The organism is Stenotrophomonas sp. STEN030, from assembly GCF_056759995.1.
Genome location: NZ_JBRREB010000011.1, coordinates 1 through 15,673 on the forward strand (window position 1 = coordinate 1; position 15,673 = coordinate 15,673).

The 15,673-nt window shown below is 62.9% G+C and carries 11 protein-coding genes; 5 read left to right on the forward strand and 6 right to left on the reverse strand.

Features of this window, described 5'->3' with window-relative positions:
* Positions 1-155 precede the first annotated feature (155 nt).
* Positions 156-1,250: an ABC transporter ATP-binding protein gene (locus ACVOLR_RS05605; RefSeq protein WP_481535560.1), complete on the reverse strand. Its 1,095-nt coding sequence runs from the start codon at positions 1,248-1,250 to the stop codon at positions 156-158.
* A gap of 185 nt (positions 1,251-1,435) precedes the next feature.
* On the opposite strand from ACVOLR_RS05605, the gene zwf reads away from it, so the two are divergent.
* The 5 genes from zwf to eda all read left to right on the forward strand — a co-directional run bounded on the left by zwf (position 1,436) and on the right by eda (position 7,491).
* Positions 1,436-3,007 (forward strand): glucose-6-phosphate dehydrogenase, encoded by a 1,572-nt coding sequence (gene zwf / locus ACVOLR_RS05610; RefSeq protein WP_481535561.1) that lies wholly within the window; start codon positions 1,436-1,438, stop codon positions 3,005-3,007.
* Positions 3,004-4,011 (forward strand): glucokinase, encoded by a 1,008-nt coding sequence (gene glk, locus ACVOLR_RS05615; protein ID WP_481535562.1) that lies wholly within the window; start codon positions 3,004-3,006, stop codon positions 4,009-4,011. Before zwf ends, glk begins: the two co-directional genes overlap by 4 nt.
* On the forward strand, positions 4,008-4,727 hold the full coding sequence (gene pgl, locus ACVOLR_RS05620; protein ID WP_481535563.1) for a 6-phosphogluconolactonase: 720 nt from the start codon (positions 4,008-4,010) through the stop codon (positions 4,725-4,727). The genes glk and pgl overlap by 4 nt, the downstream gene beginning before the upstream one ends.
* 141 nt (positions 4,728-4,868) lie before the next feature.
* The gene (gene edd / locus ACVOLR_RS05625; RefSeq protein ID WP_481535564.1) at positions 4,869-6,779 is read left to right on the forward strand and encodes a phosphogluconate dehydratase; all 1,911 of its coding nucleotides are present in this window, start codon (positions 4,869-4,871) and stop codon (positions 6,777-6,779) included.
* A gap of 52 nt (positions 6,780-6,831) precedes the next feature.
* Positions 6,832-7,491, forward strand: coding sequence for a bifunctional 4-hydroxy-2-oxoglutarate aldolase/2-dehydro-3-deoxy-phosphogluconate aldolase (gene eda, locus ACVOLR_RS05630; RefSeq protein ID WP_481535565.1), 660 nt, complete (start codon positions 6,832-6,834; stop codon positions 7,489-7,491).
* Between the two features lie 331 nt (positions 7,492-7,822).
* On the opposite strand, the gene ACVOLR_RS05635 is transcribed toward eda, so the two are convergent.
* The 5 genes from ACVOLR_RS05635 to ACVOLR_RS05655 all read right to left on the reverse strand — a co-directional run bounded on the left by ACVOLR_RS05635 (position 7,823) and on the right by ACVOLR_RS05655 (position 15,652).
* The gene (locus tag ACVOLR_RS05635; protein WP_481535631.1) at positions 7,823-10,972 is read right to left on the reverse strand and encodes a discoidin domain-containing protein; all 3,150 of its coding nucleotides are present in this window, start codon (positions 10,970-10,972) and stop codon (positions 7,823-7,825) included.
* Between the two features lie 133 nt (positions 10,973-11,105).
* On the reverse strand, positions 11,106-11,957 hold the full coding sequence (locus ACVOLR_RS05640) for a carbohydrate ABC transporter permease (protein ID WP_481535566.1): 852 nt from the start codon (positions 11,955-11,957) through the stop codon (positions 11,106-11,108).
* The gene (locus ACVOLR_RS05645; protein WP_481530665.1) at positions 11,954-12,835 is read right to left on the reverse strand and encodes a carbohydrate ABC transporter permease; all 882 of its coding nucleotides are present in this window, start codon (positions 12,833-12,835) and stop codon (positions 11,954-11,956) included. Before ACVOLR_RS05645 ends, ACVOLR_RS05640 begins: the two co-directional genes overlap by 4 nt.
* Positions 12,832-14,106, reverse strand: a complete 1,275-nt coding sequence (locus tag ACVOLR_RS05650) for a sugar ABC transporter substrate-binding protein (protein ID WP_481535632.1) — start codon at positions 14,104-14,106, stop codon at positions 12,832-12,834. Before ACVOLR_RS05650 ends, ACVOLR_RS05645 begins: the two co-directional genes overlap by 4 nt.
* 13 nt (positions 14,107-14,119) lie before the next feature.
* Complete coding sequence (locus ACVOLR_RS05655) at positions 14,120-15,652, reverse strand: glucoamylase family protein (protein WP_481535633.1); 1,533 nt, start codon at positions 15,650-15,652, stop codon at positions 14,120-14,122.
* Positions 15,653-15,673 lie beyond the last annotated feature (21 nt).

Here is a 15,673-nt window from a genome sequence, read left to right on the forward strand (position 1 = left end):
AGCCATGCTCGGCAAGGGGCATTACCGGTAAAGCTTCTGCCGAGCATGGCTCGGCACTACCAAGGCATTGCTGGTAAAGCCTCTGCCGAGCGTGGCTCGGCACTACCAGGGCATTGCTGGTAAAGCCTCTGCCGAGCATGGCTCGGCACTACCGATCAGGCTCCAGCTTCGATGCGACTGCCACTGGCCGCATCAAAAAAGTGCAGCTTCGATGCACTCACTTCAACTGCAATCTCCTGCCCAACCTGCGGCAGCTGCTGCGGCGGCACCCGCATGATCAGCGCTTGCTCGCCATAACGCAGATTGACGAAAATCTCGTTGCCTACCGGCTCCAGGCCTTCGATGCGAGCATTGAACGCCGCCGCGCCGTTGCCCGGCTGTAGATGCTCAGGTCGCACCCCAACCACCAGTGGCTTGCCAAACCATTGTGCATCCAGTGACACAGCGCCGAGCGTCACTTCGACACCCTCGTCCAACTGCAGCACCGCCGAACCTGCTTCATCACGCCGCAACTGGCCACGCAACATGTTCATCGCCGGACTGCCAAGAAAGCCCGCAACAAACAGATTGACCGGCCTGTCATACAGCGCCATCGGAGTATCGATCTGCTGGATGACGCCTTCGTTGAGCACAACGATGCGCTGCCCCAACGTCATCGCCTCGACCTGGTCATGGGTGACATAGATCATCGTGGTGCCTAGCTTGCGATGCAGCTGCGCGATCTCGGTGCGCACCGAATGACGCAACTTGGCATCCAGATTGGACAGCGGCTCATCCAGCAGAAACACCGCTGGCTCACGCACCAGCGCACGCCCCAGCGCCACGCGCTGACGCTGCCCACCCGACATCGCCCGCGGCAGCTTGTCCAGCATCGAGGTCAGCCCCAACGAATCGGCAGCCTCCTGCACACGGCGCTGCACCTCGGCCTTGTCATGCCCGCGCAACTTCAAGCCAAAGCCCAGGTTTTCGGCCACCGTCATATGCGGGTAGAGCGCGTAGTTCTGGAACACCATGGCGATGTCCCGATCCTTCGGCGCAACGTCATTGACCACCCGCTCGTCGATACGCAGGCTGCCAGCGCTGATCTCCTCAAGCCCGGCCACCATTCGCAGCAGTGTGGACTTGCCACAACCCGACGGCCCCACCAGCACCATCAACTCGCCATCGGCGATATCGAAACTGGCCCCGGCCACGGCGACCTGGCCGTTGTCATACACCTTGCGCACACCGTCGAATTGAACCTTGGCCATCACTACCTCGTTGCGAGTCGAAACCTGGAGCCGGGGAACACTTGCGTTACAACGACAGAACAGTTTCCTGCAATCGTATACATCCGAAACATTGTGCACGGTAAGCATATTCATATGGCACCATCACAGTCGCTGTTACACGGCACCTGCGCTCCGCTGCACGGACCTGCTTCCGCCTTCGCGGCATGCTGCATTGCACAAGCACAGGTTGCCCACGCCCGCCCCCTCGCGCCGATGGACGCGGACGTCCCAATCGCGGCGCAGGCCTTGAAGACGAACAATTGACAACGATGTCATCCGCACCCGAAACTCGTGCAATGCACGACACCCTCTTCCTGTTCGGTGCCACAGGCGATCTGGCCCAGCGTTATCTGTTCCCGTCCCTGCTACGCCTGCTAGGCGACGGTCTACTTCCTGAAGATTTCCGCGTGCGTGCGCTGGCCTTGTCGCCGCATGACACCGAGAAATTCCGCGACCTGCTGCGTCCGCGTCTGGAAGCCGCCATGCCGCATGCCAGCCAGGATGACATCGGCAACCTGCTCAACCGCATCGACTACCGCTCGGTGGACCTGCGCAATGCCGAGTCGGTCGCCGAGGCCGTCAAAGACCTGGTGCACCGCAAGTGCGTCAGCTATCTGGCGATCCCGCCGGGCCTGTACATCTCGACCTGCGAAGGCCTGGCACTGGGCGGCGCCTTGGCTGCACCCAACCGGCTGATGCTGGAGAAGCCGATCGGCTCGGACAGTGACAGCGCCGAGGAGATCCTGCAGTCGATCGGCAAGCTGATTGACGAAGACCGGGTGTTCCGCCTGGACCACTACCTGGGCAAGGCGCCGGTACAGAACCTGATGGCGCTGCGCTTCGGCAACACCTTGCTGGAAGCAGTGTGGAACCGTAACTACATCGCCTCGGTGCACATCCTGGTTGCCGAAAGCGACGGCGTGGATGGCCGTGACTCCTATTACTCGCGCTCCGGCGCACTGCGCGACATGGTGCAGAGCCATATCCTGCAGCTGCTGTGCCTGGTGGCGATGGAGCCGCCGGCATCGTTGGAAGCCGACCGCATCCGCGACGAGAAGGTCAAGGTGCTGCGCGCCCTGCGTCCGCTCGACCCCAAACACGCGGCCAAGGACAGCGTGCGCGGCCGTTACACCGCCGGCACCATCAATGGCCAACCTGCACAGGCTTATCAGCCGCCGGAAGGCAGCGAGGCAGAAACCTTTGTCGGCGTCACCGCGCATATCGACAACTGGCGCTGGGCTGGCGTGCCGTTCCATCTGGTTACTGGCAAGCGCCTGCCCGAGCGCACCACCCGCATCGAGGTCAACCTCAAGCCGGTGACGCACTGGCTGTTCGAGCGCCCTGACCGCAAGAGCGCCACCCCCAACCGCCTGACCTTCCAGCTGCAGCCGCAGGAAAACATCCAGCTCGGCTTGATGAGCTCGCTGGCCGGCCCGGAATGGGGGGCGCTGGAACTGCAGCCGCTGGAACTGGAACTGTCGGTTCCCACCGGCCTGCACCGCCGCATCGCCTACGAACGCCTGTTCCTGGACGCGTTCAACGGCAACCACGCACTGTTCGTGCGCGATGACGAAGTGCGCGCCGCCTGGGCATGGATCGACAGCGTCAGCGATGCCTGGAAGGCTGCCGACCTGCCGATGGAGCCCTACCCGGCTGGTGGCTGGGGTCCGCAGTTGGCACAGGACTTCCTGCCCGAATCCATTGCCGCCGAAGCAGGCCCGGAGCAGGGGCTGTGAGCCCCAGCGCCGACCTTGTACTGGTAGCGGACATCGGCGGTACCAACGCGCGCTTCGCGCTGGCCGACCGCTCCGCTGCCATCCCACTGGATCAGAGCAGCATCGACGAATACCCGGTGGCGCAGTTCGCGTCACTGGCTGATGCCGCCGCGCACTACCTGCAGCAACGTGGTGCGAGCGCCAGCAGTGGCGTGTTCGCGGTAGCTGGCCGGGTCGATGGTGACGAGGCACGCATCACCAATCACCCGTGGGTGATCTCGCGTTCGCGCACCGCCGAGCAACTGGGTTTCGAGCAGCTGCACCTGATCAACGACTTCGTCGCCCAGGCCATGTCAATTGCCCTGCTCGGCGTCGACGATGTGGTGCAGGTCGGCGGCGCTGGCTGGCAACCCGCCGCAGAAGGCGAATCGCGCAACTACTGCGTGCTCGGCCCTGGCACCGGTCTGGGTGTTGGTGGTTTGGTGGTGCGTGACGGTCGCAATTACCCGCTGGCTACCGAAGGTGGTCATGCAGGTTTTGCGCCGAACTCGCCAGAACAGATCCGTATTCTGGAAATCCTCTCGGCACAGTTCGGCCGGGTTTCCAACGAACGTCTGGTCTGCGGCCCCGGTCTGGTCAACATCCATCGTGCCATCTGCGAGATGGCGGGTACCGATCCGGGCCTGCTGCAACCGGCCGAGGTCAGCGCCCGTGCTGCCGAAGGTGATGCGCTGGCCAGCCGTGCGGTTGAAGTATTCCTTGAAATCTTTGGCGCAGTCGCCGGTGACGCAGTGCTGGTGCAGGGCGCCTGGGACGGCGTGTTCCTGACCGGCGGGCTCGTCCCGCGCTTGCTGCAACAGCTGCAGCATTCCGGCTTCCGCCAACGTTTTGAAAGCAAGGGCCGGTTTGCCGCGACCATGTCGCAGATTCCCTCAATGGCCATCATCCACCCCTGCCCCGGGCTGCTTGGTGCCGCCGCTTACGCGCTGGACATGCAGCGTGCCAACTCTGGAGTGACCGCATGAACGCCGCTGTTTCCGACCGCATCACACTTGTCCGCCATGCTGACGAAGAGGCCTGGACCGAAGGTGTCGCCAAGGAAATGGCAGCGCTGCTGAGCGCGGAAATCGAGCAGCGCGGGCGCGCCCGCATGCTGCTGTCCGGCGGTACCACGCCGGCTCCCATCTACGAACTGTTGTCTGACCAGGGCCTGGAGTGGGCGCGGGTTGAAGTTGGCCTGGCCGACGAACGCTGGCTCTCGCCACAGGACAAGGACAGCAACGCCTGGCTGGTACGCGACAGCTTCCTGCGCCATGCCGAGGGTGCGCATTTTGATCCACTGGTGCGCGTTGGCCTGCCCATCGCCGAGTGCGTACATACCGCCAATCTGCTCGCCACCCATTCGCAGCCGGCCTGTCTGGTGGTGCTGGGCATGGGCAATGACGGCCATACCGCCTCGCTGTTCCCGGGCTCGCCCGATCTACCGCAGGTACTGCTGAGCAAGCACCCTTATGCGGCATTGGATGCCACCGGCTGCCCGGTCGCCAAACACTGGTCGTTGCGCATCACCTTGACCCCGCACGGCCTGGCTTTGGCCAACCAGCGCCTGCTGCTGCTGCGCGGCAAGCAGAAGCTTGAGGTGCTCGAAGCCGCACTTGCATCCGGCGACGTGCATACCTATCCGATCCTTGCTGCGATCAATGCGCCCGGCAACAAGCTGCGCGTGCATTGGTGCCCTTGAGCGGGGAGTAGCGCATCGGGAACACGGAATGGACCTGGCCCGCCGCTCGCATGAGCTGCCGGCGGAACTTTTCGAAGCACCTAAACCCGAAGCCCACCGCTCTGCTTGCTGCACCCTCCTCCTTATTCCAGCCATAGAGCCATGCATCCGAAAATCCAAGCCATCACCGATCGCATCCGCCAGCGCAGCGCCCCGTCGCGCGCGGCTTATCTGGCCGGGATTGACGCCGCACTGCGCGAAGGCCCGTTCCGCTCACGCCTGAGCTGCGGCAACCTGGCCCACGCCTATGCCGCCTGTGGCCCAACCGACAAAGACCGCCTGCGCGGCGATGTGACGCCCAACCTGGGCATCATCACTTCGTACAACGACATGCTGTCGGCGCACCAGCCGTTCGAGAACTACCCGGAGCTGATCCGCGACGCTGCCCGCGAGCTGGGCGCGACCGCGCAGGTAGCCGGCGCAGTGCCTGCGATGTGCGACGGCGTTACCCAGGGCCGTGGCGGCATGGAGCTGTCGCTGTTCTCGCGCGACGTGATTGCCCAGGCAACCGCCATTGGCCTCAGCCATGACATGTTCGACGCCACCATCTATCTGGGCGTATGCGACAAGATCGTGCCCGGCCTGTTGATCGGCGCCCTCGCCTTTGGTCACCTGCCGGCGGTGTTCGTACCGGCCGGGCCGATGACCCCGGGCATTCCGAACAAGAAGAAAGCCGAAGTCCGCGAGCGCTATGCTGCCGGCGAAGCCACCCGCGAAGAACTGCTGGAAGCCGAATCGGCCTCGTATCACGGCCCGGGTACCTGCACCTTCTACGGCACCGCCAATTCCAACCAGGTCCTGCTCGAAGCGATGGGCGTGCAGCTGCCTGGCGCCTCCTTCGTCAACCCGGAACTGCCGCTGCGCGACGCATTGACCCGCGCCGCCACCGCACGCGTGTTGGAAATCAGCGCGCTGGGCAATGACTTCCGTCCGTTCGGCCGCGTGATCGACGAGCGCGCCATCGTCAACGCCGTGGTCGCATTGATGGCTACTGGTGGCTCCACCAACCACACCATTCACTGGATCGCAGTCGCACGTGCCGCCGGCATCGTGCTGACCTGGGACGACATGGACGAGCTGTCGCAGATCGTGCCGCTGCTGGCCCGCGTCTACCCGAACGGCGAAGCCGACGTGAACCGCTTTGCAGCGGCTGGCGGCCCCGGTTTCGTGTTCCGCGAGCTGATGGACGCCGGCCTGATGCATGCCGATGCGACCACCATTGCCGAGGGTGGCATGCGCGCCTTCGCCCAGGAACCGCGCCTCACTGATGGCAAGGTCAGCTATGTGCCCGCCGCTGAACTCAGCGGTGATGAAGAAGTAGTGCGTCCTGCCTCCAATCCGTTCGAGGCCCAGGGCGGCCTGCGCCTGCTGCGCGGCAATATCGGCCGTTCGCTGATCAAGCTGTCGGCAGTGAAGCCGCAATACCGCACGATCGAAGCACCGGCCGTGGTCGTCGACGCACCGCAGATCCTCAACAAACTGCACGCCGCCGGCGTTTTGCCGCAGGACTTCGTCGCGGTGGTCCGCTACCAGGGCCCGCGTTCCAATGGCATGCCGGAACTGCATTCGCTGGCACCGCTGCTCGGGCTGCTGCAGAACCAGGGCCGACGCGTCGCGCTGGTGACCGATGGCCGCCTGTCGGGTGCCTCCGGCAAGATCCCGGCCGCAATCCACGTTACTCCGGAAGCCTCGCGCGGCGGCCCGATCGCAAGTATCCGCGAAGGCGACATCATTCGCCTGGACGGCGAAGCTGGCACGCTGGAAGTGCTGGTCGATGCCGCCGAATGGGCAGCACGCGGTATTGCCGCCAACACCGCACCGGCCGGCTCGGACATGGGCCGCAACCTGTTCGCGATGAACCGCCGCATCGTCGGCCCGGCCGATCAGGGCGCCATCTCGATCTCCTGCGGCCCGGCCCGTCCGGACGGCAGCCTGTGGGACTACGACGCCGAATACGAACTCGGCCACGACCACGCCGCTGCCGCCGCCCCGCACGAAGCCAACGACGCCTGAGATTCGCGAGCCTGGATTAGAGATTCGCGAGCACGTTATCAATGAGGACACTATGAGCATTGCCCAATATCAGGACCGCGCCGAGCAGCTGCTGAGCGCTGCTGGCATCCTGCCGGTCGTTACCGTGCACACCCTTGACCAGGCGCGCGCCGTCAGCGCTGCCCTGCTCGAAGGCGGCCTGCCCGCGATTGAACTGACCCTGCGCACGCCGGTGGCGATGGAAGCGCTGGCCATGCTCAAGCGCGAGCTGCCCGATGTGGTGGTAGGTGCCGGTACGGTGCTGACCGTCGAGCAGATGCAGCGCTCGATCGATGCAGGTGCCGATTTTCTGGTCACGCCGGGTACGCCAGCGCATATGGCCGACGCCTTGGCAGCCGCGCCGTTGCCGGTGGTCCCGGGTGCAGCTTCACCGACCGAACTGCTGGAGCTGGTCGCCCGCGGCTTCCGCATCTGCAAGCTGTTCCCGGCCACCGCCGTTGGCGGCTTGGCGATGATCAAGGGCGTTGCCGGTCCGATCCCGGAGCTCAAGCTCTGCCCCACCGGCGGCATCACCGAAGCCACCGCAGGCGACTACCTGTCGCAGAAGAACGTGGTCTGCATCGGCGGTTCGTGGATGGTGCAGGACAGCTGGATCCGCAACGGCCAATGGGACGAAGTGAAAAAGTCCGCCGCCGCTGCTGCAGCCATCGTCAAGCAGGCTCGCGCCGGCTGACAAGAATCGGCTTTTGTAGGAGCGGCGTCAGCCGCGAAGCCGACAGCATAGAAACCACCCGCAACCGCTTCCCTAGGTTCCGACCAGGAAGCGGGTGCCGTTTTATGCATGATCTGCACGCAGCATCAGCTTCGCGGCTTACGCCGCTCCTACATGCAATCCCGGTGAATGCCCCTGCCGAGCATGGCTCGGCACTACATCTATGCCCCCAGCCATTGGCTGTAAGCCAACGGGAGCGTGGTGGTTTCTTTTTTCAGATCCGACGGAAGTTCTTCCTCTCCCTCTCGTCGACTGGCCTGCGCCTCGGTATTCGAGGCGCAGTTTTTATCGTTCAGCGTCTGCTGCGCTCATTGCGGCGTAGCTCGGCAGGAATCTCGATTTCGACCTTGGCTGGCAGGCTGCTGATATGCAGCTCATTGCCCAACCACTGTGCCGGTTCGCCATTGATGGTCGCTTCCCCCGGCGTGCCTTCATAAGGCCATTGCAGCAACAGCCCCGCCGTCGGCAGACGCAGCCCTTCCTGCACCTGCAACTCCAGCTGCTTTTCACTGCGCTGCAGCGAGTAGCTCAACATGCCGTGCGAGGTATTCAAGTCCTCGATGGCGATGCCCTTGCCGGTCAACCATGCACTGGGCACACCCGCAGCCAACACGATCGGACCGCCGACATCACGTTCATAGGCGAACATGTCCAAGGCCGAGCGAACGAAGTCCGACGCCACCCAGGCATGCGGCAGGTCGCCGACAAAGAACGGCTGTCGCGGCGTCGAGGACACCACTTCGGCCCATTGATTCCATGCCGGCGGCGCACGGTCCTTGAAGAAGAACTCGGTGGCTTCCCAGGCCCGCGCACGCCAGCCCAGCCGCACGAAAGCGCTGACGTTGCGCCACTCGTACGGCGTGTAGTCCTTCCATTGGCGCTTGCCGTCACGGCGCTCGACGAAGTGCTGCCAATAGCGCTCGAAGGTATTGTCCAAGGCGGGCTGCGGCAACCTGCCCTGCTCGCCTCCCGGCGCCAAAGCGATGGTGGTCGAAGTTGCATCGAAGTCACCCAATTCCACCGAGCCGGGCAGATAGTCGATCTTGTGCGCCGCCATTGCCGCGCGCAGCGATTCGTCCAGATCCTGGCGGAACTGATCGCGCGACGCGGCCATGGTCAGCGCTTCGGTTTCCAAGCCCAAGGCTGTCGCCATATCGGCTGCGTCCTTGTAGCCGCGCAGCGCCCAGAAGTTGTCCCAGTACGAATGCACCGGCTTGGCCGAATAGCCTTCGTGACTGATCGAGGCCGGCATCATTCCATAGAAGCCGGCGTTGCGCGCACGGTTCTCCTCGGTACGCTCGCTTAGCCGCAGCTGCTCCATGTAGTTCCATGCCGATTGCACATGCGGCCACATCTGCTGCAGGAAAGCAGTATCACCGGTATGTCGCCAGTACTCGGCGATGGTGTAGATCAGTTCGCCGTGGCTGTCGTTCTCCGGCACCGGATCGCTGCCACGCGCATCCACGCAGCACGGCACCATGCCGCTTTCAAACTGGTACGGCGCGTACCAATCAACGTACTGGCGCACTGCATCGGCGCGCCCCATCCGCAACAAGCCCTCCGAGATCATTGCGCCGTCACGGATCCAACTGCGTGCATAGGAACGCGTGCCCGGCTGCAGGCTCGGCCCAACCCGCGAAATCAGCATATGTGCGAGCGCGGTGCGCAGCGTATTGGCCAGCGGCTGGCCGGCCTCCGGCACGCGCAGCTTGAGCTGATCGAGCTTTTGCCGCCACATCGTCGCGACCTGTTGCTGCGCTTTGTCCGCATCGAACTTGGCCGGCATCTGCCAGTTGCCGGTCTGGGGCAGCACCAGCACCACTTCGCGGCGCTGGCCCGGCTCCAGTTTCCAGTTGTAGACCAAGGCACCCGAAGCCAAGCCGGTGGCGTCGCGAACCTCCTGTGTGGTTGGCAAGTCCTTGTCAGCCAGATGCGTGACATCCAGCTTGCTGTCGAAGCTGCTGGCAAAGCCAGCATCGGCCGGAAGTGACGTATACACGCGCGGCTGGCCATTGACGCTTATCTGCCCGGTTCGCACGGCCAGATTGTCGATACGACTGACACCGCCAACGGTATTGAGGAACTGGCTGGGCGGATTGACCTGGAACGGCCGCACCGCAAGCGCCAATCGGTACTCATGCGCGACCTTGTCGGTGTTGTGCAGCTCATAGCGTGCCACCAACTGCGCCTGCTCCGGCCGACCCTGCACGAAACCGCTCACGTTCAGGCCAAACTGATCATGCTGCCAGGCCACCGACGGCATCGGCAAATAGCCGTCCTGCAAGCTCTGGCTGGATTTGACCTCCGCCCAACCGAGCACCTTGCCATCGAGCACCACGAACGGCTCGATGCTGAAGCCGCCTTTCTTCGCCTCCAGCGCACCGTCCTCGCTGATCAACGCCTGCTCGCGGCCGCCGTCCAGACCGAGGATGGTCCAATACGGTTGCTCGCCACTGAAGCCACGCGGCAAGGAACCACGCGGCAGATCAGCAGCAACAGAACGGATGAAATCATTCGGGGTATTGGCAAACGACAAGGGCTTGAGGCTGATATCACGGATGCCATAGCGCCAGTTGGGCCCGTCGACCAGATCGAAACGCAGGTAGCGCGCTTCGGTCTCCGGCAGTGCCAACCAATCCTTGCCGCCAGTGCCACTGGTGACTTCACGCAATGTCTTCCAGTCACGGCCATCGGCGGATGCGCGTACAACATAGCGGCTCGCTTCCAAGCCAGCTGCCCATTGCACGACCGCGCCGCCGAATTCGCGCACCTTGCCCAGATCCAGGCTGACCGTCTGTTGCTTTACGCCGCCGCTGATCCACAAGGTATCCGGCTTGCCGTCGGCGATACGCTGCTGCAGGGCAGTCGCGGTATCGGCGATCACCGTGGTGGTCAGCGCCGAGTTGTCTTCCTTGGGCAGCGGCTGCAGTGTCAGTTGATCGAAGCAGACCGTGCCGCGGCCGCCGACCTTGCTGTAAATGGTGAACTCCACTGCCGCGCTACGACGCAGTGTTTTGTCCTGGTCCGGGCCCCAGGCCTTCTCGATATGGCGCTTGCGATAGCTGATGCGGGTCCAGTTCTTGGGGAAGTTGAAACCCGGACGATTGACCCACCAGACGTTGTCGCCACTGGCATCAACCAGTTTGAACTGCAGGTCATTGGCCGGCGAATCACCGCGCAAGTCGAAGGAAAGCTGGTAGTTCTCAGGCCAGGTCACATCCAACGGACGGCGGATGCCGACGTAGCCGGAAACCTCATGGAAGTCGTAGTCCAGGCACAATGCGCGGCCACTGTTGCCGGCTACTGGTCGCAGTGACCCGCTGACCTGCGGCGAGGTGATCAGCTGCCATGCGCCGACATCGTCGAACTTGGCGAGCACAGCGGCACTGGCCGGTTGTACCCACGCCAGCAACAAGCTCAGCAGACCGATCACAAAACGCATATTCATCAGCAAAATCCCGATTCAACACCAGCAACCAACACCTGCCGGATTTTCGCAAAGATCACCACCATTCGCGGCGGTATGTTTCGTATGGAAGTGCACTGTTCGCGGCGCGCCTGCAAGCCAGCGCGCTTCAGCCCTTGACGCTACCCAGCAGCAAGCCCTGGATGTAGTAACGCTGCAGCACCAGGAACAACAACAGCACCGGCAACACCGTCACCACCGCGCCGGCCATCATCATTTCCACATCCATGATGTGCTCGCGCGACAAACTGGCCAGTGCCACCGGCAAGGTGTAGTGCTCCTGGTCAGTCAACACGATCAACGGCCACATGAAATCGTTCCATGCGCCCATGAAGGTGAAGATCGCCAAGGTCACCAGCACCGGCTTGAGCATAGGCAACACGATCTGGAAGAAGATCCGCGCCTCGCTGGCACCATCGATCCGCGCAGCCTCCAGCAGCTCATCCGGAATCGAGCGCGCGTACTGGCGCACCAGGAAGATGCCGAACACGCTGGCCAGCGCAGGAACCACCACGCCTCCAAAGGTGTTCACCAGGCCCATCTGCTTCATCAGCAGGAACAGCGGCAGCATCGCCACCTGCGCCGGAATGACCAGCGCAGCCAGCAGCATCTGGAACAGCCGCTCGCGGCCAGCAAAGCGCAGCTTGGCAAAGGCATAACCGGCCAGGGTGTTGAACAGCAGCGAACCCAAGGTGATCGCAACCGACACCAGCAAGCTGTTGACGAAGTTGTTGCCCATGCCGGTGCGGGCAAACAAAGCCTGGTAGTTGGCCAGCGTGGTGTGCGCTGGCAGCAACGGTGGCGGGAACTGCGATGCCTGCCCGCTCGGCATGAACGACACCGACAGCATCCACGCCAACGGCGCCAGGCTGATCACCGCCAGCAATAACAGCCCACCATTCACCCACCACGCATGCCAACTTGACTGCCCTATTTCTCGGCTGACACCAACGCGACTCATACCAGCTCCCTACGCTTTCCGAAGCGCAACATCAGCGTAGTCACCGCCAGAATGATCAGGAACAACAGGAAGGCCACAGCGGAGGCCCGCCCCAGGTTCCACCACTTGAAGCCTTCCTCGAACATGAAGTACAGCACGCTCACCGTGCTTTGCAGTGGATCGCCACGGGTCATCACATAAGGCTCGGCAAACAGCTGGAAGTATCCGGAAACGGTGATCACACCGACCACCAGCAGTACCGGCCCCAGCATCGGCAAGGTGATATGCAGGAACTGCTGCCAGCGCGAGGCACCGTCAATGCGCGCCGCCTCGTACAAGTCCTTGGGGATCGCCTGCAGACCGGCCAGGAAGATCACCATGTTGTAACCGAAGTTCTTCCACACCGCGAAACCAATGATGGTCGGCATCGCCCAGTTCGGGTCACCGAGCCAGTCGATCGGATTGATGCCGATCTGGCCCAGCCCCCAATTCACCAGCCCGTAGCGGGTGTGGAACAGATAACGCCAGATTACCGCCACGGCCACCAGCGTAGTTACCACCGGCGCGAACAACGCAGTACGGAACAGCGCCTTGAAGCGCGAAGCTGGGGCGTTGAGCAGCAGCGCAGCACCCAGCGAAACACCTATCGACAAGGGCACGCCGGCCACCACGAAGTACGCGGTATTGCCCAGCGACTTCCAGAACATCGGCGTCTGCAGCAGATCGATGTAGTTGCCTAGACCGGCGAAGCGCAGGTTGTGCGGATCAGCCAAGGCATAGAGATCGAAGTCGGTCAGGCTCAAGGCCAGCGCTGACAATACGGGTAGACCGAAGAACACGCCGATCACGATCAGCGCCGGTGCGGCGAAGATCCAGCCGGCCAGGGAACCGCGCTTCATGGCGCAGCCTTCGCAGTCGCACCAGCCTGCTGCTCGACGATCCAACGGCGCTTGGCAAGGATGTCATCCACCTGCTGATCCAACTGTTCCACCGCCTTGTCCTGCGGCAAGCCGCCACGCACCACCTGCTCGGTCACCACCCGCATCTGCTGGGCGATGCGCTCCCACTCCAAGACCTTGGGTGTGGGTTTGACCCGTTCCAGCTGGTCGGCAAACGCAGCCGTCAACGGATCGTCCTGCAACTCCGGCGACTGCCAGGCGCTGCGCCGCGGCGGCAAGTCACCAATAATCTTGTAGAAGCGCTGTTGGATGGCAGGACGCGACAGGAACTCGATCAGCTTCCATGCCGCTTCTTTCTTCTGCGAAGAACGGAACACCACCAGACTGGTGCCACCGGCAATGCCTGCGCCCAATCCATCAGGACCGGGTAGCGGCGTTGCGCCCCACTCGCCCTCCAGCGAGACCGGTTGGCGCTGGCGGAACTCGCGGATATTCCATGGACCAGACAGATAGAACGCGGTGAAGCCGCGGAAGAATTCATCCCAGACGTTGGAAATCTGCGTCTCGGACATCTTCGGCGCCCAGCCCTGCTCGAACATATTGTCGTAGAAGGCCAGCGTGCGACGGAAACCAGGGCTACGGAAGTTGCCGCGGGTATCCTCATCGCGCAGCAGGGAGTCATCCTGCTGCAGCGCGAACGACAGCTGCGGCTCGAACTCGTTCAAGGGCATCAGCACCGGATAGCCACGCGCGCCCATGATCTTCTTCAGCGCCGCGTTCATCTGCTCCCATTCAGCCCAGGTCTTCGGCGGTTGCGAGTAGCCGGCCTGACGCAGCAGATCCTTGCGATAGAACAGCAGGCGCGTGTCCACGTACCACGGAATACCAACCAACTGACCATCGACGACATTGGTGTCCCAGATGCCGGAAAAGTAGTCCTGCTGATCGATGACCGTTGACGCGTCAACCAGTGGCTGCAGCGGTGTCAGCGTCTGCAGGGTGGCGAACTCGGCGATCCAGGTGTTGCCGAGCTGGCAGACATCAGGCAGACCGTCGGCGGCATACGCCGTCAACAGTTTCTCGTGCGCTGCCGTCCATGGAATGTTCTGTACATCCACACGGATGCCCGGGTTTTCCGCCTCGAACTCACGTACCAGCTCCCCAACCACTTCAGCCTCGCGGCCCATCGCCCAGAACCGCAAGGTGGTGCCCTGCTCCGGCTTGGCGCAGCCTGCGAGCAACAGCAACAACAGCATGGCCAGCGCGCGCATCATTGGCCGCGCATCACTGCTTCGTGGCCGCAGGCGCAACCGGCTTCTCGCTGGCTGCCTTCTGCTCGGCCGCTGCCGAAGCGCGCGACTCGGCAATTCCTGCTGCTCGCGCCGAAGCGGCCTGCTCGTCCTTCTGCAATGGCTGGAAGCTGTCTTCCGGCGCCAACCAGCCGCCGGTGAACCCGGCCCGCTCCAAGCCCTTGCGAATATAAGGGTTCTTCTTCATCACTTCCCACACGAATTCATCGCGGTAATTGGCGATGCCGGCGAGGATCGGGCCCTGATCAATGGCGATGTAATCGCTGGCCACCCAGCCGCGCTCCGGAATCAAACGCCCGGTCTTGAGCGGAATGTCGTAGCTGAAGCTCGGATTGAAGGAATCCAGGAAACCATAGCTCGAATACAGGTAATCGCCGTAGCGCTTGTGCATTTCCACTGTGGCAGGAATCACTACCTCCGGCGCGAACGGCAGCGACGAGATCGCCGCCGATGGCACGATGGTGCCGTCATCGAAGTTCTCGCGCAGGCCCGCACCACGTGCCGAATAATGGCGGAACTGGCGCTGCTCGCCCTTGTAATCCTGGGTGGTGTTCTGCGGGCCATCGCCTGCGGTCAAACCCCAGACATTGGCGCTGTAGTCCTTCCACTGCATCGGGTTTTCAATCGCATACTCGCGCTGCGCCAGGGTCGCGCGGCGACTATTGAGGAAGTAGTCGATGCCGCGCTCGCGCATGTACGGGTCCTGGATATCGCGGAAGTCGATCCAGACATGGCTGTACTGATGGCCAAACAGTGGCCCGAACGACAGGTATTCCTGGCCTTGGTACACGCCCCAATCGTTGTCATAAGTGCGCGTCCATACCGTCCAGGCATCCGGTTCGACCGGATGTGTCGGCGAACCCAGCGCAAGCACGTACAGCATCATCGCCTCGTTGTAGCCCATCCAGTCGTGCTGGATGAAGCCGCTCTCCGGGAACCAGCCCATCGATACCAAGGGTTTGTTGCGTTGCAGCCACTGCCAGTCGACGCGCTTGTAGATCGTATCGGCAATCTGCCGGATCTCTTTTTCGCGCGGGTTGTCCTGGTCGTAATAACTCTGCGCAAATAGCACGCCCATCAACAGCAGCGCGGTATCCACGCTGGAAAGCTCCACCCAGCTGTCGTAGCGGCGCCCCTGCTGCATGTCGAGGAAGTGGTAATAAAAGCCCTTGTAACCACCTTTGCCGGTGCGCTGCGGCCCGCTGGGCAGGTCACGGAAGAACTTCAGCGTAACCAAAGTGCGTTCCACCGCCTGATTGCGACTGACCCAGCCGTTCTCGATACCGATCGGATAGGACGTCAACGCAAACCCGACCGAGGCAATGCTGGCAAACGGCCGCGAGGGATAGCGGTCCGGGGTAAGCCCGTTCTGCTCGTTGGTGGTGTCCCAGAAAAACTGAAAGGTGCGCCGCTCGATGTCGTCGAACAGCGGCGGCAGTTCCGGCTTCATCGGTCGTGGTGGCAGGTCCGCCTCGATCAGGATCACCTGCGGCAATACCTTCGGCATCGACGGCTCCGGCGCCTTGCC

Bases quoted from the DNA above. Each gene is read 5' to 3' on its own strand.
- ACVOLR_RS05635 (WP_481535631.1), bottom strand. From the start codon at position 10,972: ATGCGTTTTGTGATCGGTCTGCTGAGCTTGTTGCTGGCGTGGGTACAA.
- eda (WP_481535565.1), top strand. From the start codon at position 6,832: ATGAGCATTGCCCAATATCAGGACCGCGCCGAGCAGCTGCTGAGCGCT.
- ACVOLR_RS05650 (WP_481535632.1), bottom strand. From the start codon at position 14,106: ATGCGCGCGCTGGCCATGCTGTTGTTGCTGTTGCTCGCAGGCTGCGCC.
- ACVOLR_RS05645 (WP_481530665.1), bottom strand. From the start codon at position 12,835: ATGAAGCGCGGTTCCCTGGCCGGCTGGATCTTCGCCGCACCGGCGCTG.
- zwf (WP_481535561.1), top strand. From the start codon at position 1,436: ATGCTGCATTGCACAAGCACAGGTTGCCCACGCCCGCCCCCTCGCGCC.
- pgl (WP_481535563.1), top strand. From the start codon at position 4,008: ATGAACGCCGCTGTTTCCGACCGCATCACACTTGTCCGCCATGCTGAC.
- ACVOLR_RS05605 (WP_481535560.1), bottom strand. From the start codon at position 1,250: ATGGCCAAGGTTCAATTCGACGGTGTGCGCAAGGTGTATGACAACGGC.
- edd (WP_481535564.1), top strand. From the start codon at position 4,869: ATGCATCCGAAAATCCAAGCCATCACCGATCGCATCCGCCAGCGCAGC.
- ACVOLR_RS05640 (WP_481535566.1), bottom strand. From the start codon at position 11,957: ATGAGTCGCGTTGGTGTCAGCCGAGAAATAGGGCAGTCAAGTTGGCAT.
- ACVOLR_RS05655 (WP_481535633.1), bottom strand. From the start codon at position 15,652: ATGCCGAAGGTATTGCCGCAGGTGATCCTGATCGAGGCGGACCTGCCA.